Genomic DNA, 19,210 nt, shown 5'->3' with positions numbered 1-19,210 from the left:
CCAGCGCGCGCTTGGAGCATGCCCTTCGCGATTCCATTCGCCGCCTCGCTTTGCGAGGCGGTTTTTGCGCTTGCCCTCAGGAGGACGGCGAGATGCGCTTGCCTCCGGCGGAGCGCGCCCGCCAGGCCCTCGCCCGGCGCAGCAGCGGCGCGCGGCAGCGCGTCCACAGCAGACGGAAGAGGAGGTAGAGCAGCAGCGCGCCGAGGACGCTGTTCAGCAGGGCGCCGGTCAGGAAGTCCAGCCCGGCCCCGCCGAGCTCGCCCAGGCTCTCGACCGTTTCGTCGTAGCGGAGCTCCTCTGCCGGATCGGCGAGAATGTCCCGAACCTCCGGGTCGGCGGGCTGGCGCAGCCCTCTGCGCACGGCATGTCCCACGGCATAATTGACGTAGAACAGAATCGGCCATAACAGCGTGCCGAAAAGGACGGCGAACATGCCGGCCGCCATATTGCCGCGGCACAGCCGCAGCAGCGCCAGCGCCAGCAGCACGTCCGCGCCGAAGGTCGGGAACCAGCAGGGCAGGAACCCCAGCGCGAAGCCGAGCGCGACGCGATGGGAGCCTTGCCGCTGCCGAAGCAGGCGAAGCGTCTGGTAGACCAATCCTCTCTTGAGCGCCGCAAGCTTCATTCGATCCCCTCCCTTGCTTCGAAATCTCGCCCCATCTTACCAAAAGCAGGCCAAGCGAAGCCAGCCGCAAGCGGCGAATGGTTGCGCACCGGCTACGGCTGGGAGCGCGTACTCTCTTTTCTTCTAGAATAATTTCCCTTATTCTGTCTCAAATGACCATCTCCGATTGTCATATCGGGTAGAACCGACTTCAGGATAAGAGGTGCTGCATGGAATCCGAACCGAACCTAGCGTCATGGGAACAACTCGTCAAGCTGCATCACCATGCACCGGGGTTCCGCCAACCAAGGCGCTTTCTACTCCCTGGTCGGGTCGATGCCCCGGAGTTTCGCCAACCAAGGCACTTTCGACTCCCTGGTCGGGTCGATGCACCGGGTTTCCGCCAACCAAGGCAATTTTAACTCCCTGGTCGGGTCGATACGCCCGAGTTTCGCCAACCAAGGCACTTTCGACTCCCTGGTCGGGTCGATGCCCCGGAGTTTCGCCAACCAAGGCACTTTCGACTCCCTGGTCGGGTCGATGCACCAGGGTTCCGCCAACCAAGGCGCTTTCGCTTCCCTGGTCGCGACGGATTGGCCGGAGCGGCTGCTCGACTGCGCAGCCTTCGACCCGACCTGCTTGACCTTCGTCAGCGTGCTCGGCCTCAGCTACTACTTGCCGCGGGAGGCGTTTCTCCGTCTGCTGCGGAAGCTGGCGAACCTGCTGCCTGCAGGCAGCGGCCTCGCGTTCGACTACCCCGACGAGCTGACCTTCACGCCAAAGGCCTGCGAGCGCGCCCGCAAGCAGGTGATGATGGCGGCGCAGGCCGGCGAGCCGATGGTCTCCTCCTACTCCTCTGCCGAGCTGGAGTCGCTGCTGAAGGAGGCGGGACTGCTCGCGTACGAGCATCTGGCGTCTGCTGACATCGACGCCCGGCTGCTCGCTGCCTGCAACGCCAGCCGGACGGGCGAGCCGCTGGCCGCCTTCGACAACGTCCATTATTGCCTGGCGGTCAAGCGGTCCTGAGTTCTGCCTGATATGCGCCGCAGGCCGATGACGCCCCAACGGCAAAAAAGAGCTGCGGCATCTTGGCAGATGCGGCAGCTCCTTGCGTTGGTCGAGTCTCGCTCATGAAGGGATTGGAGGAGATCTTGTTGGTTATACCGGCGGAATCTGTGGGATCGGTGGGATCGGCGGAATCGGCGGGATCGGTGGAATTGGTGGGATCGGCGGAATCACTGGCGGAACCGTCAGCTCGACTACGCCTGCGCAAGAGGTCTGCTCCAGCACAGCTCCGGAAACATCCTTCCAAGCTCCCGGCTTGAGCGTCACAACGACGGTTTGACCTGATGCAAACGTCGCCTCGGGAAGCTGCACAAGGAAAGTGGAGGTCATGGAATCCCATATTACGAAGCTGGATTGAATCCAGCCCGGAGCCGATTCACCGCCGATGGAGATAGATTCCAGCAAATCAGCGGTATTTGTCAGGGAGGTCGTGTCGGCATGCAGTTCTCCGCTTGCACGAAGGCTCAACTGGCCTACACCGGCATGGAGCGGACCCAAAGTGACCTCAACGGCAGGTTCTGGAATGTAAACCGCCACAGCGTAACGGATAACGCGATTGTCTGCATCGGTGGCCGCCACCAGGATGAGCGGATGCTCTGTGTCGAGGTCAATGTCTTGGCCGGATGCATAATCGACGCCATCGAAAAAGGCTCCCGACGCCGGAGTATACACATTTTCCCCAACTGTGCGGATACGCCATTTCTCTGCGCCTACGCTGCTCGGGTTCACCAGCGTCAGCTTGGCCGTGCCGGGAACGGAACCTGCTGAAACATAGAATTGCGTATGCAGCAGCTGTTCTGCCGCCACACCGATCTGCGCGGCCGTCAGCGTGATGTCGCTGAACCGGACGACCTTACAGGCGACGGCATCGACCTCAAAGACGCCGATATGCTCGCCCGCCTCGACGTCCCGGATATCGGCGCCCGGCTCGTATTCATCGCTGATCTCGCCTGCGAAGAATCCGACATTCGGCACCTCGAACGGACCTGGCTGCCGGACGATGCGCAGGATGTTGCCCGAAGCCGGCTCGTAGACGAGACGAACCGAGCCGGCTACCGTCCCGGATTCGACCGTAAGCCCCGTGATTGCTGGCGCCGGGGTCGCTGTCGGCGACGCGGTTGGCGTCGGCTGAACGGTCGGCGTGGCCGTCGGTGTCGGTGTCGGCTCCAGCGTCGGCCACACGATAGGCGGCGTTGCGCTCGGCGTCGGGCTTGGACTTGGCGAGGCGCTCGGCGTCGGCGTCAGGCTCGGCGAAGGAGTCGGCGTTGGCGTTGCGCCACGCGGAACGTATTGCTCCTTCGCCTCATAAGCGCCCAGCACGAGCAGATCGCGGGTCGCGTTGGAGCCTCCGCCGAATTTGCCGTCCGCGCCGTTGCTGAGCAGCTTCAGCTCCAGGGCGAGCTCGACGTAGCCTTTGGCCCAGTCCGAAACGGTCTGGTCGTCCACGCCGGGAGCTGACTTGGCGTCGTCGTCCTTGCCAAGGCCCCTCACCAGGAACGTGGCGAGCTGCTCTTTCGTGACTTTTCCTGCCGGGTCGAACTTTCCGCCGCCATATCCTTCCGCGATGCCCGCGTTCTTGAGGGCCTCGATGTAAGGCAGCGCATAGCCGGTTCCCTTGTCGTCCGGCTTGACGTCATTGAAGCTGGACGTCTTCAGGCCCGAGTCGACCTCCAGGCCGAAGATCATCGCAGCGACCTTGGCGAACTGGGCGCGGTTCATTTCGCTCTTCAAGTCGAACGTGTCCTGGCTCACGCCGTTGAACACGCCCGCGCTGAGCAGCGCGTCAATCTTCGCTTTCGTCGCGGCATCGAGATCCTGCAAGTCTTTGAAGTCAGCCGATGTTTTGGCCGCGAGCGCAGTCGTTCCCGGCAAGCTCAGCGCTAGGGCGAGCCCCAGGATCAGACTCCTGCTTTTCCTCATTCAGACTATTCCTCCCTATTTTAAATCAACTCTTTCAAAGGGATCTATCGGCATAGGCCGGAGGTGTTATAAGAGGCGAGGCGAAATCATTCGCCGCCCCGCATCATCCGCATCATCCGCCGCGAGCTCGACGACAGCCGGCCCAGATCCGCGGCGAGCATCCGGACCTGCTCGCGGAGCACAGGCGCTTCATCCGTGCCTTCCCAGAAGCGGCTGACGAAGTGCAGGAATACGTCTGCTTTGCGGAGCTGCATCAGCAAAGGCACCGCTTCCATCTCCTCGCGGGACAGCCGGACGACGCCGCTGAAGCCGCGCCAGAACGCTTGCGCCGCCGCCTCTTCCTCCGGATGTCCGACAAGGCCGGAAAGAACGACCGCCGGCTCCATCGCCCGCAAGTCCCACGTGCAGAACTCGAAGTCGAGCAGCGCGGCTACCTGCCGGCGATCCGCCGGCTGCAGCAGCAGGTTCGACGCGTTCAGATCCCCGTGCACGAGCTGATGCGGCAGCCGCTCCAGCTCCGCCAGGCGACCGAAGATGTCTCCGCACGCTTCATACAGCGCCCCGAGCTCCGCAGCCAGATGGCGGAAGGGCTCGGGCGGCTCGAGGCACAGCTCGCGCAGCGCTTCGTCGGTGCAGAGCGGATAGGCCGCTCTCAGCTCGTAATACGGGCGATACGCCGGAGACAAGCTCGGGCGGACGCCGGCAAGCGCCGCCGACAACAGGCCCGCCGCTTCGCCGAACGACGCCTCGTAGCCCGACTCCTCCTCCGCCGGGGAGTCGCCTTCGATATAGCGGAACAAGCAAGCGAGCTTGGGAGGCTCGTCCTCCGTCTCGGCCACGGTCGCCCCGTTCCGGGCCGGGATTGGCTGCGGCACCTGAAACGGCAAGGAGAGCTCCGCCAGCCGCTTCAGCACCTCGTGCTCGAACTCGATCTTGTCCCGGTCGCGATGCGTCTCGTAGATGCGCAGCACCGCGCGCCCGGCTCGGCTTTCCATGAAATACGTGCTGTTGTTCCACCCGCCGCTCCGCCGCCGCAGCGTTCCGCTCCACTCCGGCCACAGCCGGCTCATCCAGGATTCCATCATCCGCATCGTTGCCGCTCCTTCATCCGGTCCGGGAGCCTTCATGCCAGCGGCGGCAGGATCCGGCTGAACGACCGGAAATCCTCCGGGCGGAATCCGGCCAAGCGGCAGAGCCTGAGGTAGCTGTAAGCGTACTTGCCGTAATGCCCGTGCCGGCTGTCCGCAAGGGCTTCTTCCCAATAAGACGGCTCCAGCGGATTACGCGCGCCGGCCACGGCGTTTGAAGCGGGTTCCGTCTCTTCCTTTTCGAGCGCATTCGCATAAGCCAACAGGGCTGTTCTTTTGAAAAAAGACTGATCCAGAATCGGCCCGTGCTCCTCCAGAGCCTCGGCACGCAAGGCCCGCTTCAGCTCCACGACGGCATGTCCGTGCGTGAGCAGATGGCCGAGCTGCATGTCTCCTCTCTCCATCCGTTCCGGTCTGGAGAAAGCATGGAACAGCTCCAGCACGGATGATGGAGCAAGCTCAGGCTGATTTTCCGCTTCCGGCACCTCGCCGGGTTGAACGACCGTATGGATGCCGTTGATCGTGACATAACCGGGACCGGAGTCGGCAAAGCCCTGCAGCATCGTCGCCATCGCGTCGAACAGCTCTTGCGTCGCCGGAATGCCGGAGCGCTCGATCAAGTCGAGCATGTAGGACGCATAGATGGCATCGTGGCCAAGCGAGTTGTCTTTGCCGCCATTTCGAATCAACAGGCGCAGCAGCTCCGGCCGAAAGCCGATCTTCGGCTCCCCTTCATCGTCATAGATGCCCTGGTTCCCCTTCTCCTTGACGATCTGATCGAGATTGCGGCGGACCAAAGGCTCCAGACCCGCGGGCAGAAGCCGCTCGTCCAGCAGCCGGGCCATGGAGAGGACCGCGCACGCCCAGTGGCCGTCCCATAGGTTCGACGAAGCCGACTCGATCATTTTTTGGCAGGCCCACCTGCCGTAGAACGCTGACTTTTCCATTTTCCTCCCCCTCCTTAAAGGTTAAGCATAGCGGGAAAGGCGCGATTTGAACATGCCGGCGGCTCGTCAAGCAGGGACAGCCAAAAGGCCTGCGCCAGCTGCCCCCTAGGCAGCCGTCACAGACCTCTGTGCTGACCTTCGCATCGACAAGCGTTCGCTGCGGAGCAGAGCCTACAGCGCCTCTACCAGCATGGAGACGCCTTGCCCGCCGCCGATGCAGAGCGAGGCGAGGCCGAGCCGGCCCTCGCGGCGGCGCAGCTCATGCAGCAGCGTGACGAGGATGCGGGCGCCGCTCGCGCCGATCGGATGCCCGAGCGCGATGGCGCCTCCGTTCACGTTGAGCTTCTCCGGCGGCAGCTCAAGCTCGCGGCCGACGGCGATCGCCTGCGCCGCGAACGCCTCGTTCATCTCGAACAGGTCGATGTCGCCCATCGACACCCCTGTCCGCTCCAGCAGCCGGCGCGTCGCGTGCACGGGGCCGAGCCCCATGAAGGCCGGGTCGAGCGCCGCGCTCGCGTAGCCGCGAATGGCGGCGAGCGGCTTCAGGCCGAGCGCGGCCGCCCGCTCCGCCGACATGACGACGAGCGCGGCCGCGCCGTCGTTCAGGCCGGACGCGTTGCCGGCCGTGACGGTGCCGCCCGCGCGGAACGCCGGCCGCAGCCGGCCGAGCGACTCCGTCGTCGTGCCGGCGCGAGGATGCTCGTCGGCGCCGACCGACAGCGGCTCGCCCTTGCGGCGAGGGACGTCCACCGGCACGATCTCCTCGGCGAAGCGGCCGGCCGCGATCGCCGCCTCGGCCTTTTGCTGGCTCCATGCCGCGTACTCGTCCTGCTCCTGGCGGCCGATGCCGTACTTGTCCGCGATGTTCTCGGCCGTCTCCCCCATGTGGATGTCGCCCATCGCGCACCAGAGCCCGTCCCGGATCATCGAGTCGACGAGCTTGGCGTCGCCGAGGCGCAGGCCGGTCCGCCCGCCGGGCAGCAGGTAGGGAGACTGGCTCATCGACTCCATGCCGCCGGCTGCGACGATCTCGGCGTCGCCGAGCCGGATCGCCTGCGCGGCCAGCATGACGGCCTTGAGGCCGGAGCCGCACACCTTGTTGACGGCCGCCGCCGGCACCGAGGACGAATAGCCGTTTTTCAGCCACGCCTGGCGAGCCGGATTTTGTCCCACTCCCGCTTGCAGCACATGGCCGAGGATGACCTCGTCCACCTGCTCCTGGCCGACGCCCGCCCGGGCGAGCGCCTCCCGGATCGCCGCCGCGCCCAGCTCGGGCGCCGGCACCTCGGCGAGCGCCCCCTGAAAGCTGCCGATCGGCGTGCGGACGGCGCTGACGATGACCGCCTCATGCAAGCTCGACATCACGCTCTCCCCCTCTCCAATTCCGCTGCGACCGCGTAGCGGGCCTCGGTATGGTCCCGCACCTGCTCCAGCGTCGCGCCCTCCTGCAGCTCCACGAGCACCATTCCCTGCTCGGTGAAGTCGAATACGGCCAAGTCCGTGATGAGCCGGTCGACGACCCGCTGCCCGGTCAGCGGCAGCGTGCAGGCGGCCTTGACCTTGGACTCTCCGTGCTTGCTCATATGCTCCATGACGACGACGACGCGCCGCGCTCCGTGCACGAGATCCATCGCGCCGCCCATGCCCTTGACCATCTTGCCGGGGATCATCCAGTTGGCGAGGTCGCCCTGCTCCGACACCTCCATGCCGCCGAGGATCGCGAGCTCGACGTGGCCGCCCCGGATCATGGCGAACGACTCCGCGCTGTCGAAATAGGATGCGCCCGGCACGGCCGTCACCGTTTCCTTGCCCGCGTTGATCAGATCGGGATCGGCCTCGCCCTCCAGCGGGTACGGCCCGATGCCGAGCAGCCCGTTCTCCGACTGCAGCAGCACCTGCATGCGGGCCGGAATATGGTTGGCGACCAGCGTCGGCATGCCGATGCCGAGATTGACGACCATGCCGTCCCGGATCTCCTGCACCGCCCGCATGACGATCGCGCTTCGGCTGCCGCTCATCGGCCTTCCCTCCCTTGGACTTGGACGCCTGCGCCGCGCACGGTCAAGCGCTCGATCCGCTTCTCATAGCCGAAGCCCTGGACAACCCGCTGCACGTAGACGCCCGGCGTATGGATCTCGTCCGGATCAAGCGCGCCTGCCGGCACGATCTCCTCGGCCTCCGCGATCGTGATGCGGCCGGCGGCCGCCGCGAGCGGATTGAAGTTGCGCGACGTCTTGCGGTAGACGAGGTTGCCGAGCGTATCCGCCTTCCACGCCTTGACGAGGGCGAAGTCGCCGACGATGCCTCGTTCGAGCAGGTAGGTCCTTCCGTCGAATTCCTTCTGCTCCTTGCCGTCCGCGACGACCGTGCCGACGCCGGTCGGCGTGTAGAAGCCGGGGATGCCCGCCCCTCCGGCGCGGATGCGCTCCGCGAGCGTCCCTTGCGGGACGAGCTCTACCTCCAGCTCCCCGCTCAGGTACTGGCTCTCGAACGTCTTGTTCTCCCCGACATAGGAGGAGACCATCTTGCGGATCTGCTTCGTCCGCAGCAGCAGCCCGAGCCCCCAGTCGTCGACGCCGCAGTTGTTGCTGACGGCCGTGAGGCCGCTCGTCCCCTGCTCGACCAGCGCCTGGATGAGCGTCTCGGGGATGCCGCATAGGCCGAATCCGCCGACGATCAGCGTCGATCCGTCCGGGATATCGCGCACGGCGTCCGCAGCCGAAGCCCATGTCTTGCTCATAAGTTCCATCCTTTCTGTTGTCGCGCCCCGGCCCTCCCGCTCTACTGCGCGGTGTAGCCGCCGTCGATCAGCAGCGTCGCGCCGGTGACGCCGCGCATCCGGTCCCCGGCGATGAGCGAGGCGAAGTCGGCGATCTCCTCCACGGAGAGCAGCCGCTTCTGCGGAATGAGCGAGTACAGCACGTCCTCCAGCACCCGCTCCAGCGGAACGCCGCGCGTGCGGGACAGGTCCTCGAGCTGCCCGCGCACGAGCGGCGTGTCGACGTAGCCCGGGCAGAGCGCGTTCACCGTGATGTTGTGGGCCGCGCCCTCGAGCGCCGCCACCTTGGTCAGGCCGATCAGACCGTGCTTGGCGCTGTTGTAGGCCGCTTTGCCGGCGAAGCCGATGACGCCGTTGATCGACGCCATGTTGAGGATGCGGCCGTACTGCTGGCGCTTCATGATCGGGAACGCATGCTTGATGCCGATGAACGCCCCCGTCAGCATGACCCGCAGCATGAAGTCGAATTTCTCCACGGGGAACTCCTCGATCGGAGCGACATGCTGCAGGCCGGCGTTGTTGACGAGGATGTCCAGCCGGCCGTAGGCCGCCTCCGCGCGGGCGATCGCCTGCGCGTACTGGCCTTCGTCGGTGACGTCGCAGGCGAGGCCGAGGCACTCTCCGCCTACGTCCTGGAGCGAGGAGGCCGCCTGCTCCGCCGCCTCCCCGCGGATGTCGGTCAGCACGACCGCCGCTCCCTCCGCCGACAGCTTGCGGGCAATCTCGAGTCCGATGCCGCTGGCCGCGCCCGTGACGAGCGCGACCCTTCCTTTCATCTCCGGCTGCATATGGATTCAGGCCTCCATTCCTCTGATGCGATGAAGCGTTCTAGACGATGACGGTCAGCACCGCGGCGAGCGCGAATACGACGACCGTCTTGATGATCGTGATGGCGAAAATGTCCTTGTACGACTGGCGATGCGTCAGGCCGGTAATCGCGAGCAGCGTGATAACGGCGCCGTTATGCGGCAGCGTGTCCATGCCTCCGGACGCCATCGAGGCGATCCGGTGCAGCAGCTCGGGGCTGATGCCCATCGCGTTCGCCGCATCGAGATACGTCTTGCTCATGACCTCCAGCGCGATCGACAGGCCGCCGGAGGCGGAGCCGGTGATGCCGGCGAGCAGGTTGACCGAGACGGCTTCCGACAGCAGCGGCGCCCCGTTCATGCTGTGGATGCCGTTCTGGATCGCCTGGAAGCCGGGCAGCGTCTTGACGACGTTGCCGAAGCCGACCTCGGAGGCGGTGTTGAAGATCGCCAGCAGCGCGCCCATCGCGCCTGCCGTCAGGCCGGCGGCGAGCTTGCCCTTCACCTGGCGGACGTTGATGCAAAGCGCGGCGATGACGCCGACCGTCAGCGCGATGATGAGCGCCCAGATCGAGGAGACGGACTTGACGTTCGCGATGTTGAACGACTGGAGCAGCTCCTCGTCATACCACGTCGTGACGGTCAGCGCGCCGCGGCTCAGCAGGAAGTTCAGCACCAGCACGAGCGCCAGCGGCAGCAGCGCCAGCCACAGCTTCGGATAGTTCGTCTCCTCCGCCGCCTCGGGCTCGTTCTTGTGGTTGTCGCCGTAGCCCTCGCCGGCGAGCTCGGCCTGCTTGCGGCGGCGCTCCAGCCAGTACAGGCCGGCCGCGAAGATGAGCGCGCCGCCGATGATGCCGACGACCGGAGCCGCATAGGCGTCCGTCCCGAAGTAGGCGGTCGGGATGATGTTCTGGATCTGCGGCGTGCCGGGCAGCGCGTCCATCGTGAACGTGAACGCGCCGAGCGCGATCGTGCCGGGGATGAGCCGTTTCGGGATGTTGCCTTCCCGGAAGATGGCCGCCGCGAACGGATACACGGCAAAAGCGACGACGAACAGCGAGACGCCGCCGTACGTCAGCACGGCGCAGGCGAGGACGACCGCCAGCATCGCCCGCTTGCTGCCGAGCGACCTCACGATCGCGTGGGCGATCGACGAGGCCGCTCCGCTCAGCTCCATCGCCTTGCCGAAGATCGCGCCGAGCAGGAAGACCGGGAAATACGTCTTGATGTAGCTGGCCGCGTTGGTCATGTACACCTCGGTGTAGCTCGGCAGCAGCGCCTTGCCCGAGATGACGACAGCCAGCAGCGTGAAGATCGGCGCGAATACGATGACCGGGAACCCTCGATAGGCGAAAAACATGAGCAGGCCAAGCGCGAGCAGGATGGCGAAAACTTCTAGGAACATAGACATGGCTCCTCTGCCTCGGGTTGTAAAACGCTTTCATTTCGTTCCGTCTCAGTTTACAACCTGCTCGGCGAAAAGGTAAAATTCAGACATCGAATCATTGCCATTCCATAATTCTATGAATGGAGCTATTCGGCTTGGAACTTAGACATCTTTCCTACCTGCTGGAGATCGCCAAGCAGCAGAACATGACCAAAGCGGCCGAGACGCTCCATCTGTCCCAGCCGACGCTCAGCAAGATCGTCCGCTCGGTGGAGGACGAGCTCGGCGCTCCGGTGTTCGACCGCTCCGGCAAGCAGCTCAAGCTGACGGACTCCGGCGCCGCCGCCATCCGCCAGATCCCTGCCGTGCTGCGCGCCGTGCAGGATCTGCACACCGCCATGGACGACGTCGCGGAGCTCAAGACGGGCAGCATCGCGATCGGCCTGCCTCCCGTCATCGGCTCCGTCTTTTTCCCCCGCGTCATTCCTCCCTTTCAACGGGAATTCCCCAATGTGAGCTTCCAGGTGACCGAGGAGGGCGCGAAGAAGATCGAGTCGCTGCTGCTGAGCGGGGAGCTCGATATCGGAGTCGTCGTCGGCCCCGTGAACGCGCAGGCGTTCCACTCCGTGCCGTTCATCCGGCAGCGGCTCGCGCTGCTCGTGCACGAGGCGCATCCGCTCGCCGGCCGGGAAGCCGCGTCGATCCGGGAGCTCGAGCAGGAGCCGTTCATCCTGTTCTCGTACGGCTTCGCCGTGCGGCAGCTCGTGCTGCGCGCCTGCCAGGCGGCCGGCTACGAGCCGCAGATCCTTCATTCCAGCTCCCAGTGGGACCTCATGGCGGAGATGGTCGCGGCCGGCGTCGGCATCTCGATCGTGCCCGACGTCATCTGCAGCAAGATCACCGACCCGCGCATCCGCTTCGTTCAGCTGGACGATCCGGTCATTCCCTGGCAGCTGGACGTCATCTGGCCGAGGGACAATTACGTGCCGCATTCCGTGCGTTCGTTCATTAAGTTCATTCGATTGTCGGAAGGAATGAAAGAGTGAATCGGAGGCCCCGCAACCGGGAAAGATGACCAAAAGCGTGTCGAGCCGGCCACAATTGGCGGCGGAATGCGATGATTTTTCGAGGAAGCGAGGGATGTCTACTTGACAGTCATTCTCAACAAAATTAATATTAGATTGTAATCATTATAAAAAAACTCCAAGGAGGAACCATATCATGTCCCTGATCGGAACTGAAGTAAAACCTTTTAGCGCGAAAGCGTACCAGAACGGCAATTTCATCGACGTAACGGAGCAGAACTTCAAAGGCAAATGGAGCGTCGTCTGCTTCTACCCGGCCGACTTCACCTTCGTATGCCCGACCGAGCTCGGCGACCTGCAAGACCAATATGAAACGCTGAAATCGCTCGGCGTGGAAGTATATTCCGTCTCGACCGACACGCACTTCACGCACAAGGCTTGGCATGACAGCTCCGAGACGATCGGCAAGATCACGTACATCATGATCGGCGATCCGACGCACACGATCTCCCGCAACTTCGACGTGCTGATCGAAGCGGACGGCCTGGCCGACCGAGGCACGTTCATCATCGATCCGGACGGCGTCATCCAGACGGTCGAGATCAATGCCGGCGGCATCGGCCGCGACGCGAGCGCGCTCGTCAACAAGATCAAAGCCGCTCAATACGTGCGCAACAATCCAGGCGAAGTCTGCCCTGCGAAATGGCAAGAAGGCGGCACGACGCTGAAGCCTAGCCTTGACCTCGTAGGCAAGATCTAAGGGGCATTTCCAATGGTACTTGACGGAGATATCAAGGCACAGCTAGCCCAATACATGGGACTCATGGAAGGCGACGTGCATATCCAGGTCAGCGCGGGCACCGACGCGGTGTCGCAGGACATGCTCGGCCTGATGGACGAGATCGTCGCCATGAGCCCCCGCATCCGGGTGGAAAAAGCGGAGCTGCCGCGCACGCCGAGCTTCAGCGTGAACCGCCCGGGCGAGGATACGGGAATCGTCTTTGCCGGCATCCCGCTCGGCCATGAATTCACGTCCTTCGTGCTGGCGCTGCTGCAAGTCAGCGGCCGCGCGCCGAAGGTCGACCAGAGCGTCATCGATCTGATCAAGGGCATCAAGGGCGAGTACAAGTTCGAGACGTTCGTCAGCCTGAGCTGCCACAACTGTCCGGATGTCGTCCAAGCCCTCAACGTCATGAGCGTGCTCAATCCGGGCATCTCGCATACGATGATCGACGGCGCGGCGTTCAAGGATGAAGCGGAGGAGCGCGGCGTCATGGCCGTGCCGTCCGTCTACCTGAACGGCGAGGCGTTCGGCGGCGGCCGGATGTCGATCGAGGAGATTCTGGCCAAGATCGTCGAAGCTCCGAGCGCGGAGGAATTCAACGGCAAGGAGCCGTTCGACGTGCTCGTCGTCGGCGGCGGCCCGGCCGGCGCAAGCTCCGCGATCTATGCGGCCCGCAAAGGCATCCGCACCGGCATCGTCGCCGAGCGCTTCGGCGGCCAGATCATGGACACGGTCGGCATCGAGAACTTCATCAGCACGAAGTACACCGAAGGTCCGAAGCTGGCCGCGAGCCTCGAGGAGCATGTGAAGGAGTACAACGTCGACATCATGAAGCTTCAACGGGCGGTCCGCCTGGAGAAGAAGGATTATGTCGAGGTCGAGCTCGAGAACGGCGCCGTGCTGCGCAGCAAGACGGTCATCCTGTCGACCGGAGCGCGCTGGCGCAACGTCGGCGTGCCGGGCGAAGCCGAGTTCAAGAACAAGGGCGTGGCGTACTGCCCGCACTGTGACGGACCTCTGTTCGCCGGCAAGGATGTCGCGGTCATCGGCGGAGGCAACTCCGGCGTCGAAGCGGCGATCGACCTGGCCGGCATCGTGAAGCATGTGACCGTGCTGGAGTTCAACACCGAGCTCAAGGCCGACTCCGTGCTGCAGGACCGCCTGTACTCGCTTCCGAACGTCACGGTCATCACGAATGTCGCGACCAAGGAATTCACCGGCACGGACAAGCTCAGCGGAATCACGTTCACCGACCGCGAGACCGGCGAGGACCGCCACATCGAGCTGCAGGGCGTATTCGTGCAGATCGGCCTCGTGCCGAACACCGAATGGCTCGGAGGCGCGGTGGAGCGCAACCGGATGGGCGAGATCATCGTCGACGCGCGCGGCGCGACGTCGCTGCCCGGCGTGTTCGCGGCAGGCGACTGCACGAACAGCCCGTTCAAGCAGATCATCATCTCGATGGGCTCGGGCGCGACCGCGGCGCTCGGCGCGTTCGACTATCTGATCCGCAACTAATAAGAACCGTTTCTCGGCAGAGGGGAGCCTGATCGCTCCTCTCGACCCGGGGAGCGGTTTTTTTCGTCATGCACGATAAAAGGACAGCACCCAACAGACCCCGTTCCGGTCGGAGACGATGGCCAGCAGGCCGTTGAACGGAGCCTCGTACAGCTCCGTGACGATCGCCCCGCCGGAAGCGAGGGCTCCATAGACGCGGCGGAACTCCTCCTCCGTGCCGAGCTTGAGGAAGATCCGGACATAGTCGCCCTTCTGCACCGGCTTCGCCGCTTGAACGTCGGCGAACTTGAGGGCGACTCCATCTACGTGCAGATCCGCGTTCAGGACCGTCTCCCCCTGCCTTCGCAGAATCTCGACCTCTCCTCCAAAGACGCCTTGATAAAATCGGATTTCCTCCGCGCAATTCTCCACGACGACAAACGGAGCTGCAGCCAGCATCGTCATCCTCCTCCTTGGTTTGAAAAAGCCAGGTTCTTCAGCAGGCGGACCTTCGCCTCTACAGCCCGGTCAAGTTGCCGAGCACCGTCTTCAGCAGACGGATGAACGTGGCGTACTCCGCTTCGTCGATGCCTTCGGCGGTCTTGCTGCGAACGCGGTTCAGCGCTTCCTGAACCTGGGGCGCGACCTCTCGTCCCGCCTCCGTCAAATAAAGCAGCTGAAAGCGCTGATCCGCAGGATCCGCTTCCCTTCGGACATACCCTTCCGCCTCGAGCTTGGCGATCGCCTTGGCCGTCGTCGTCTTGTCGACCAGCAGCTTCTCGCTCAAGGCCTTTTGCGTCAACGGCTCCTGCTGCGCGATCGCCATGAGGAACATGTACTGGCCGCTGCCGATGCGATGCGGCGCCAGCTCGGCGGAGATCAGCACCTGCATGTGACGGTAGATCGCCGAGATATAAGGGCCATGCGATTCCGAGCTGTCCTTGCTTTTGAGCGCCCAGGGCTCGCTCATGGCAATTCCCCTTCCCCTCCAGATATGATGCTATTGCAACTAATTGGAGTTTATCTTAGTTAGAATGCTATTGCAACTAATAAATGGGTTTGCTTGTCCTTTGCAGCCGCCGGCAGCGGCAAGCACGCCGTATCGTCTCTCGGACGATGGAAGCCCAAATAGCCGCAGCTCGTATGAGCTGCAGCCTTTTGAGCTGCTTTACGACGATCAGAGCAGATGCATCTTCGCCTCCGCCTCGTCCCAAGGCACGGCGTACCCGCTGCCTTTGGCGCAAAAGATCGAGGAGGACGTATACAGCGGGTCCGCGTCCTTGCGGTACCCTTTCCGCTGGATCACCTCCGGCGTATTGTGGCACTCGTCGTAGCCTCCGAATACGCAGCGGATGGCGCCCCGCCCATGCGTGAACGAGGCCAGCTCCGCCGCATAGTTCAGAAATGTCGCCACCGGCGCCCGGCCCGTGACGACCGCATGCGCGTCCGTCGTCTGCGGCGGATCGAACTGCCCGCTGGCGCGCTGGATATCGGACAGCACCCGTCCCAGCTCGTCCAAGCCGACCTTGATCTTGAAGGTGTAAAATGGCTCCAGCAGCACGTTGTCGGCCTTTTCCAGCCCCTGCCTGAGCGCGCGGAAGGCGGCTTCGCGGAAGTCGCCTCCATGCGTATATTCCTTGTGCGCGGCGGCCCGCAGCAGCGTAATCTTGAGGTCGGCGACCGGCATGCCCGTCAGCAGGCCGCGATGCTCCCGCTCGTAGAGATGCGTCTTCACGAGGTTCTGGTTGCCGACGCTGAATTCGTTCGGATGGCAGACGCTCGCGAACGCGATTCCGCTGCCCCGCTCGCCCGGCTCCAGCCGCAGATGCACTTCCGCATAATGCCGAAGCGGCTCGAAATGCCCGTATCCGGTGACCGCGGCGCGGATCGTCTCCTTGTACAGAATTTCTGGGCTGCCGAACGAGACGTCCATCCCGAACCGCTCCCGCACCACATGCCCCAGCACCTCCAGTTGAATGAGGCCCATCACATGCACATGAATCTCCTGCAGGCTCTCCTCCCAGACGACGTTCAGCGACGGGTCCTCCGCATTCAGCATCCGAAACGCGCTCAGCACGTCCTTGACGTGAAGCGTCTCCGGGAACGCAACCTTCGTCATCAGCGTCGGCGCCATCTCGTAGGCCGGCTCGTCCCTGCAAGCGCCGAGCCCTTGGCCGGCCTCGACGGCGGACAGTCCGGTCACGGCGATCAGCTCGCCTGCCTCCGCCTGCTCGAGCGCATGCGACCGGCTCCCGTTGAATGCCAGCAGGCGCGTCACCTTCTCCTCCTGCCGCTTGCCGCCGCTCTCGTAGACCAGCTCGTCCCGGACCCGCAGCGTGCCGGCCAGCATCTTGATGAAGGTCAGCCGCACGCCGCTTGAATCATGACGGATCTTGGTCACGCGTCCGGCGAACGGCGCCTCCTTGTCATAGGCAGCGGTCGTCAAGCCGTGCAGCAGCTCCAGAAATTCGGTTACGCCGATATCCTGCAGCGCGGAGCCGCTCGCGCACGGGAACAGCCTTCCTTCGCGGACGAGTCCGCGCAGAGCCTCCAGCCAGTAGGCCGGGTCGTCCCGGCCTTCCAGGTACGCCTCCAGCTGCGCCTCGTCCCGCTCGGCCATCCGCTCCCGCAGCGGCTCTCCGACGATGCCGTGCGCAAAGCTGTCCATGACCGGCACTGCGTCCGGCGTCAGATGCAGGCGGATCTCGTCCAGCGTCGCTTCCGCGTCGGCGCCGACGCGATCCGTCTTGTTGATGAAAAAGAACGTCGGAACCCGGTGCTTGCGCAGCAGCTGCCACACCGTCTCCGTATGTCCCTGGACTCCCTCCGCCGCGCTGACGATGACGATCGCGTAGTCCATCGCCAGGACGGCCCGCTCCATCTCCGGCGAGAAGTCGACGTGTCCGGGCGTGTCGATCAGATCATAGGCCGAGCCCTTGTACGACAGCTGCGCTTGATCGGCAAACACCGTAATGCCCCGCGCGCGTTCGATCTCGTGGCTGTCCAGATAAGCGTCCTTATGGTCGACCCGTCCGCGCGACCGGATGCTGCCTGCATGGTAAAGCAGCTGCTCCGCAAACGTCGTCTTGCCCGCGTCCACATGGGCGAACAGGCCGATGGTCATCCTCATGGCGGCATCCCCCTTCTTTATTCGGTCAGCAGCGGACATGCTTCCGCTTGAAGCCGATCCGCCCTTTTTCCAGCTGACTTTGAATCTGCTCGGAGGCGTTCAACAGCTTGCGCTTCGCGCCGCTCCCGCCGATATCCACCGGACCGATCTGCTGCGCGATCTCCACCGCCCGCTCATGCAGCGGCACATAGGACACGCCGACCGTGTACACGAAGTTGTTCATCGAGATCTTCGCCCGCTTGGGCGCGTCGTGGATCATCCGCTTGGCTTGGTCCAGCAGGCCGGCCAGCTTCTCTTGCGAAAAGGCGGCGTCCGAACGGTTGCCGAGCAGCCAGCAGTAGCAGCTCCAGCCGGCCGACATGCGCAGCTCGTCGCCGCTCGCAATCCAGCGGTCGGCCACCTCCTGCGCAATGTCCGACTCCGCCAGCGTGACCGCGACCACATAGTCCGACAGCATGTAAAAATAAGCCGTCTCGATCCAGCGCTCGAAATCGGCTGCCGACATGGCGTCGGGATCGGCGATGACGCCGGCGAAGTACATGGCGTCATAGTTGCCGGTCGCGTAGAGCTGCTCGGCGAGCGGCTGGTTCCGCTTGATCTTTCGGTAGAGAGGCTTCATCTCGCCCGTAGCCACGCCGAACAAGGGCTCATGAGCGCCGTTGCCCAGGTACATCTTCTTCAGGCGTTCCTTGCCGAGAGCTTCGAGCTCGTGCAGGATGGTTTCCAGATCCATTGGTTTCAGCTCCTTTGCATGGAAATGAGCAGGCGATTCCAGCTATAATAAGGCCGTTCCGCTTATTGTTCGTTCGTTGGTTGCAGTCGATTCGAGAGGAGGCAGGCAGAGATGCCGCAATTGATTTTCAGAGGAATTCCAGCCGAGGGCATACGCGCGATCAGCATCCCTCTCGTAGAGGAGATGGCGGCGATATGCCGATGCGGCACCGATAATTTCACCTTGGAGTGCCTGCATGTCACGGCGATCTTCGACGGGAAATATACCGATTCCTATCCGTTCATCGATGTATGGTGGTTCGAGCGCGGGGACGAGATCCGCGACAAGATGGCCGAGGCGATCGACAGGCATGTCCGCTCGCTCGGCATCCCCGATCTGGAAATTTCCTTCCGGGTCGGCCGGGAGGACAATTTCTACATGAACGGCCGCCGGTACGGCTCCTAAAAAGGAGCCGTACGCGTTCGGCAACTACTTTTTGCGTACCGCGAACCACAGCTCGATGTAGTTGAGGCCGTCCTTCGTCCCGTTCATCTCGAACTCGATTCCGTCCGCCTGCTCATAGCCCGCCGTTGGGAGCCATTCGGTGTAGAAGCGACGGTAAAGCGTCTCGATCGTCTCTCCGAACTGCTCCCACGGATGCGGCTCCGACGGGAAGATCGCCCATGTATGCGCGGGAATCGTCGCCGTGGCGTAGCCGTCCGAATCGCTGGCCTCATCCTTGAAGGCGCAGAGCATGTAAGGAAACGTATCGGGCCCGGTTTTCCGGTAGCTGCAGACCGCATTCACCGCGTATAGATTGGGGCTCACGAAGGACGGCAGCCCGCCTGCACGCTCTTCAAGCCGCTTCGCCTCTCCGTTCGCATGGCTCTGCTCCCACAGCCGGGCCGGCGTTTGGGGCGCTTCCCCGCCTCCATCCGTGCGGAATACGCGTTCCAGGCCGAACACCTCGAACTTTTCCTTCGTCTCGATCCGATAATTCATCGCCTCTGCCCCCTTGATCGTGATGAGGAAGGACAGACGGGGATAGGCTTTGAGCTCCATGCCGCCCTGGCGGGCCATAGCCGGCGTCATTCCATGCAGCGCATGGAACGCCCGCGCGAACGAGACCGGCGAGTCGTACCCGTAGGTCAGCGCGACATCGATGATCTTCGCCGCCCCGCCTTGCTGCAGCTCCAACGCAGCCAGCGTCAGCCGTCTGCGCCGAATGTACTCCGCCAGCGTCACATCCGTAATGAATGAGAACATCCGCTGAAAATGATACGTCGAGCAGCAGGCCCTGCGGGCCGCCTCGCTCAGCTCGATCTCCCCCGTCAGGTTCTCCTCGATGTAGTCCATCGCCCGATTCATCCGCTCCAGCCACTCCATCTTATCCCTCCTCTCTTGATCAAGTATAGGGGCAGCCGAGATCGGCTTCGCAACGATTCGTGCACCAAGAAGTTGCCTCA

Annotated in this window: 19 protein-coding genes; 5 read left to right on the top strand and 14 right to left on the bottom strand. The window is 63.7% G+C overall.

Features of this window, described 5'->3' with window-relative positions:
* Positions 1-76: 76 nt before the first annotated feature.
* Positions 77-625 carry a DUF2062 domain-containing protein gene (locus NYE40_RS00875; RefSeq protein WP_052333657.1) on the bottom strand — a complete coding sequence of 183 codons (549 nt, stop codon included), beginning with the start codon at positions 623-625 and terminating at the stop codon, positions 77-79.
* 519 nt (positions 626-1,144) lie between these two features.
* On the opposite strand from NYE40_RS00875, the gene NYE40_RS00870 reads away from it, so the two are divergent.
* A complete protein-coding gene (locus tag NYE40_RS00870; RefSeq protein ID WP_339279185.1) occupies positions 1,145-1,630 on the top strand; it encodes a class I SAM-dependent methyltransferase in 486 nt (161 codons plus the stop codon).
* A 132-nt stretch (positions 1,631-1,762) separates the two neighbouring features.
* Here NYE40_RS00870 and NYE40_RS00865 read toward each other — a convergent pair whose 3' ends face one another.
* The 8 genes from NYE40_RS00865 to NYE40_RS00830 form a co-directional block, all read right to left on the bottom strand.
* A complete protein-coding gene (locus NYE40_RS00865; protein WP_339279184.1) occupies positions 1,763-3,589 on the bottom strand; it encodes an S-layer homology domain-containing protein in 1,827 nt (608 codons plus the stop codon).
* A gap of 86 nt (positions 3,590-3,675) precedes the next feature.
* Positions 3,676-4,680 (bottom strand): phosphotransferase, encoded by a 1,005-nt coding sequence (locus tag NYE40_RS00860; RefSeq protein WP_339279183.1) that lies wholly within the window; start codon positions 4,678-4,680, stop codon positions 3,676-3,678.
* Between the two features lie 32 nt (positions 4,681-4,712).
* Complete coding sequence (locus tag NYE40_RS00855) at positions 4,713-5,624, bottom strand: hypothetical protein (RefSeq protein ID WP_339279182.1); 912 nt, start codon at positions 5,622-5,624, stop codon at positions 4,713-4,715.
* A gap of 171 nt (positions 5,625-5,795) precedes the next feature.
* Entirely contained in the window at positions 5,796-6,986 is a 1,191-nt protein-coding gene (locus NYE40_RS00850) for an acetyl-CoA C-acetyltransferase (RefSeq protein WP_339279181.1), read from the bottom strand.
* Entirely contained in the window at positions 6,986-7,642 is a 657-nt protein-coding gene (locus NYE40_RS00845; RefSeq protein ID WP_339279180.1) for a 3-oxoacid CoA-transferase subunit B, read from the bottom strand. The genes NYE40_RS00850 and NYE40_RS00845 overlap by 1 nt, the downstream gene beginning before the upstream one ends.
* The gene (locus tag NYE40_RS00840; RefSeq protein WP_028600700.1) at positions 7,639-8,364 is read right to left on the bottom strand and encodes a CoA transferase subunit A; all 726 of its coding nucleotides are present in this window, start codon (positions 8,362-8,364) and stop codon (positions 7,639-7,641) included. Before NYE40_RS00840 ends, NYE40_RS00845 begins: the two co-directional genes overlap by 4 nt.
* Positions 8,365-8,405: 41 nt before the next feature.
* Complete coding sequence (locus NYE40_RS00835; RefSeq protein ID WP_339279179.1) at positions 8,406-9,191, bottom strand: 3-hydroxybutyrate dehydrogenase; 786 nt, start codon at positions 9,189-9,191, stop codon at positions 8,406-8,408.
* Between the two features lie 40 nt (positions 9,192-9,231).
* Positions 9,232-10,614, bottom strand: coding sequence for a GntP family permease (locus tag NYE40_RS00830; protein ID WP_153782544.1), 1,383 nt, complete (start codon positions 10,612-10,614; stop codon positions 9,232-9,234).
* Between the two features lie 137 nt (positions 10,615-10,751).
* On the opposite strand from NYE40_RS00830, the gene NYE40_RS00825 reads away from it, so the two are divergent.
* The 3 genes from NYE40_RS00825 to ahpF all read left to right on the top strand — a co-directional run bounded on the left by NYE40_RS00825 (position 10,752) and on the right by ahpF (position 13,923).
* Positions 10,752-11,642, top strand: a complete 891-nt coding sequence (locus NYE40_RS00825) for a LysR family transcriptional regulator (RefSeq protein ID WP_028600703.1) — start codon at positions 10,752-10,754, stop codon at positions 11,640-11,642.
* Positions 11,643-11,817: 175 nt separating this feature from the next.
* On the top strand, positions 11,818-12,381 hold the full coding sequence (gene ahpC, locus NYE40_RS00820) for an alkyl hydroperoxide reductase subunit C (protein ID WP_028600704.1): 564 nt from the start codon (positions 11,818-11,820) through the stop codon (positions 12,379-12,381).
* A gap of 12 nt (positions 12,382-12,393) precedes the next feature.
* Complete coding sequence (gene ahpF / locus NYE40_RS00815) at positions 12,394-13,923, top strand: alkyl hydroperoxide reductase subunit F (protein WP_028600705.1); 1,530 nt, start codon at positions 12,394-12,396, stop codon at positions 13,921-13,923.
* A gap of 66 nt (positions 13,924-13,989) precedes the next feature.
* On the opposite strand, the gene NYE40_RS00810 is transcribed toward ahpF, so the two are convergent.
* The 4 genes from NYE40_RS00810 to NYE40_RS00795 all read right to left on the bottom strand — a co-directional run bounded on the left by NYE40_RS00810 (position 13,990) and on the right by NYE40_RS00795 (position 17,765).
* The gene (locus NYE40_RS00810) at positions 13,990-14,361 is read right to left on the bottom strand and encodes a VOC family protein (protein ID WP_228551218.1); all 372 of its coding nucleotides are present in this window, start codon (positions 14,359-14,361) and stop codon (positions 13,990-13,992) included.
* A gap of 58 nt (positions 14,362-14,419) precedes the next feature.
* Entirely contained in the window at positions 14,420-14,872 is a 453-nt protein-coding gene (locus tag NYE40_RS00805) for a MarR family transcriptional regulator (protein WP_101808306.1), read from the bottom strand.
* Positions 14,873-15,079: 207 nt separating this feature from the next.
* On the bottom strand, positions 15,080-17,032 hold the full coding sequence (locus NYE40_RS00800; RefSeq protein WP_339279178.1) for a translation factor GTPase family protein: 1,953 nt from the start codon (positions 17,030-17,032) through the stop codon (positions 15,080-15,082).
* Positions 17,033-17,057: 25 nt separating this feature from the next.
* Positions 17,058-17,765, bottom strand: coding sequence for a DNA alkylation repair protein (locus NYE40_RS00795; RefSeq protein WP_339279177.1), 708 nt, complete (start codon positions 17,763-17,765; stop codon positions 17,058-17,060).
* Between the two features lie 111 nt (positions 17,766-17,876).
* Between NYE40_RS00795 and NYE40_RS00790 the strand changes: the two genes are divergently transcribed.
* Positions 17,877-18,209, top strand: coding sequence for a DUF1904 family protein (locus NYE40_RS00790; protein WP_028600710.1), 333 nt, complete (start codon positions 17,877-17,879; stop codon positions 18,207-18,209).
* 24 nt (positions 18,210-18,233) lie between these two features.
* On the opposite strand, the gene NYE40_RS00785 is transcribed toward NYE40_RS00790, so the two are convergent.
* Positions 18,234-19,130 carry an AraC family transcriptional regulator gene (locus tag NYE40_RS00785; RefSeq protein ID WP_339279176.1) on the bottom strand — a complete coding sequence of 299 codons (897 nt, stop codon included), beginning with the start codon at positions 19,128-19,130 and terminating at the stop codon, positions 18,234-18,236.
* Between the last annotated feature and the right edge of the window lie 80 nt (positions 19,131-19,210).

Origin of the sequence: Paenibacillus sp. FSL W8-1187, from assembly GCF_037965485.1 — a bacterium.
GTDB classification, from domain to species: Bacteria; Bacillota; Bacilli; order Paenibacillales; family Paenibacillaceae; genus Paenibacillus_O; species Paenibacillus_O pasadenensis.
The sequence above is the reverse complement of the archived record's forward strand: the minus strand, read 5'-3'. Positions and strand labels throughout refer to the sequence as shown.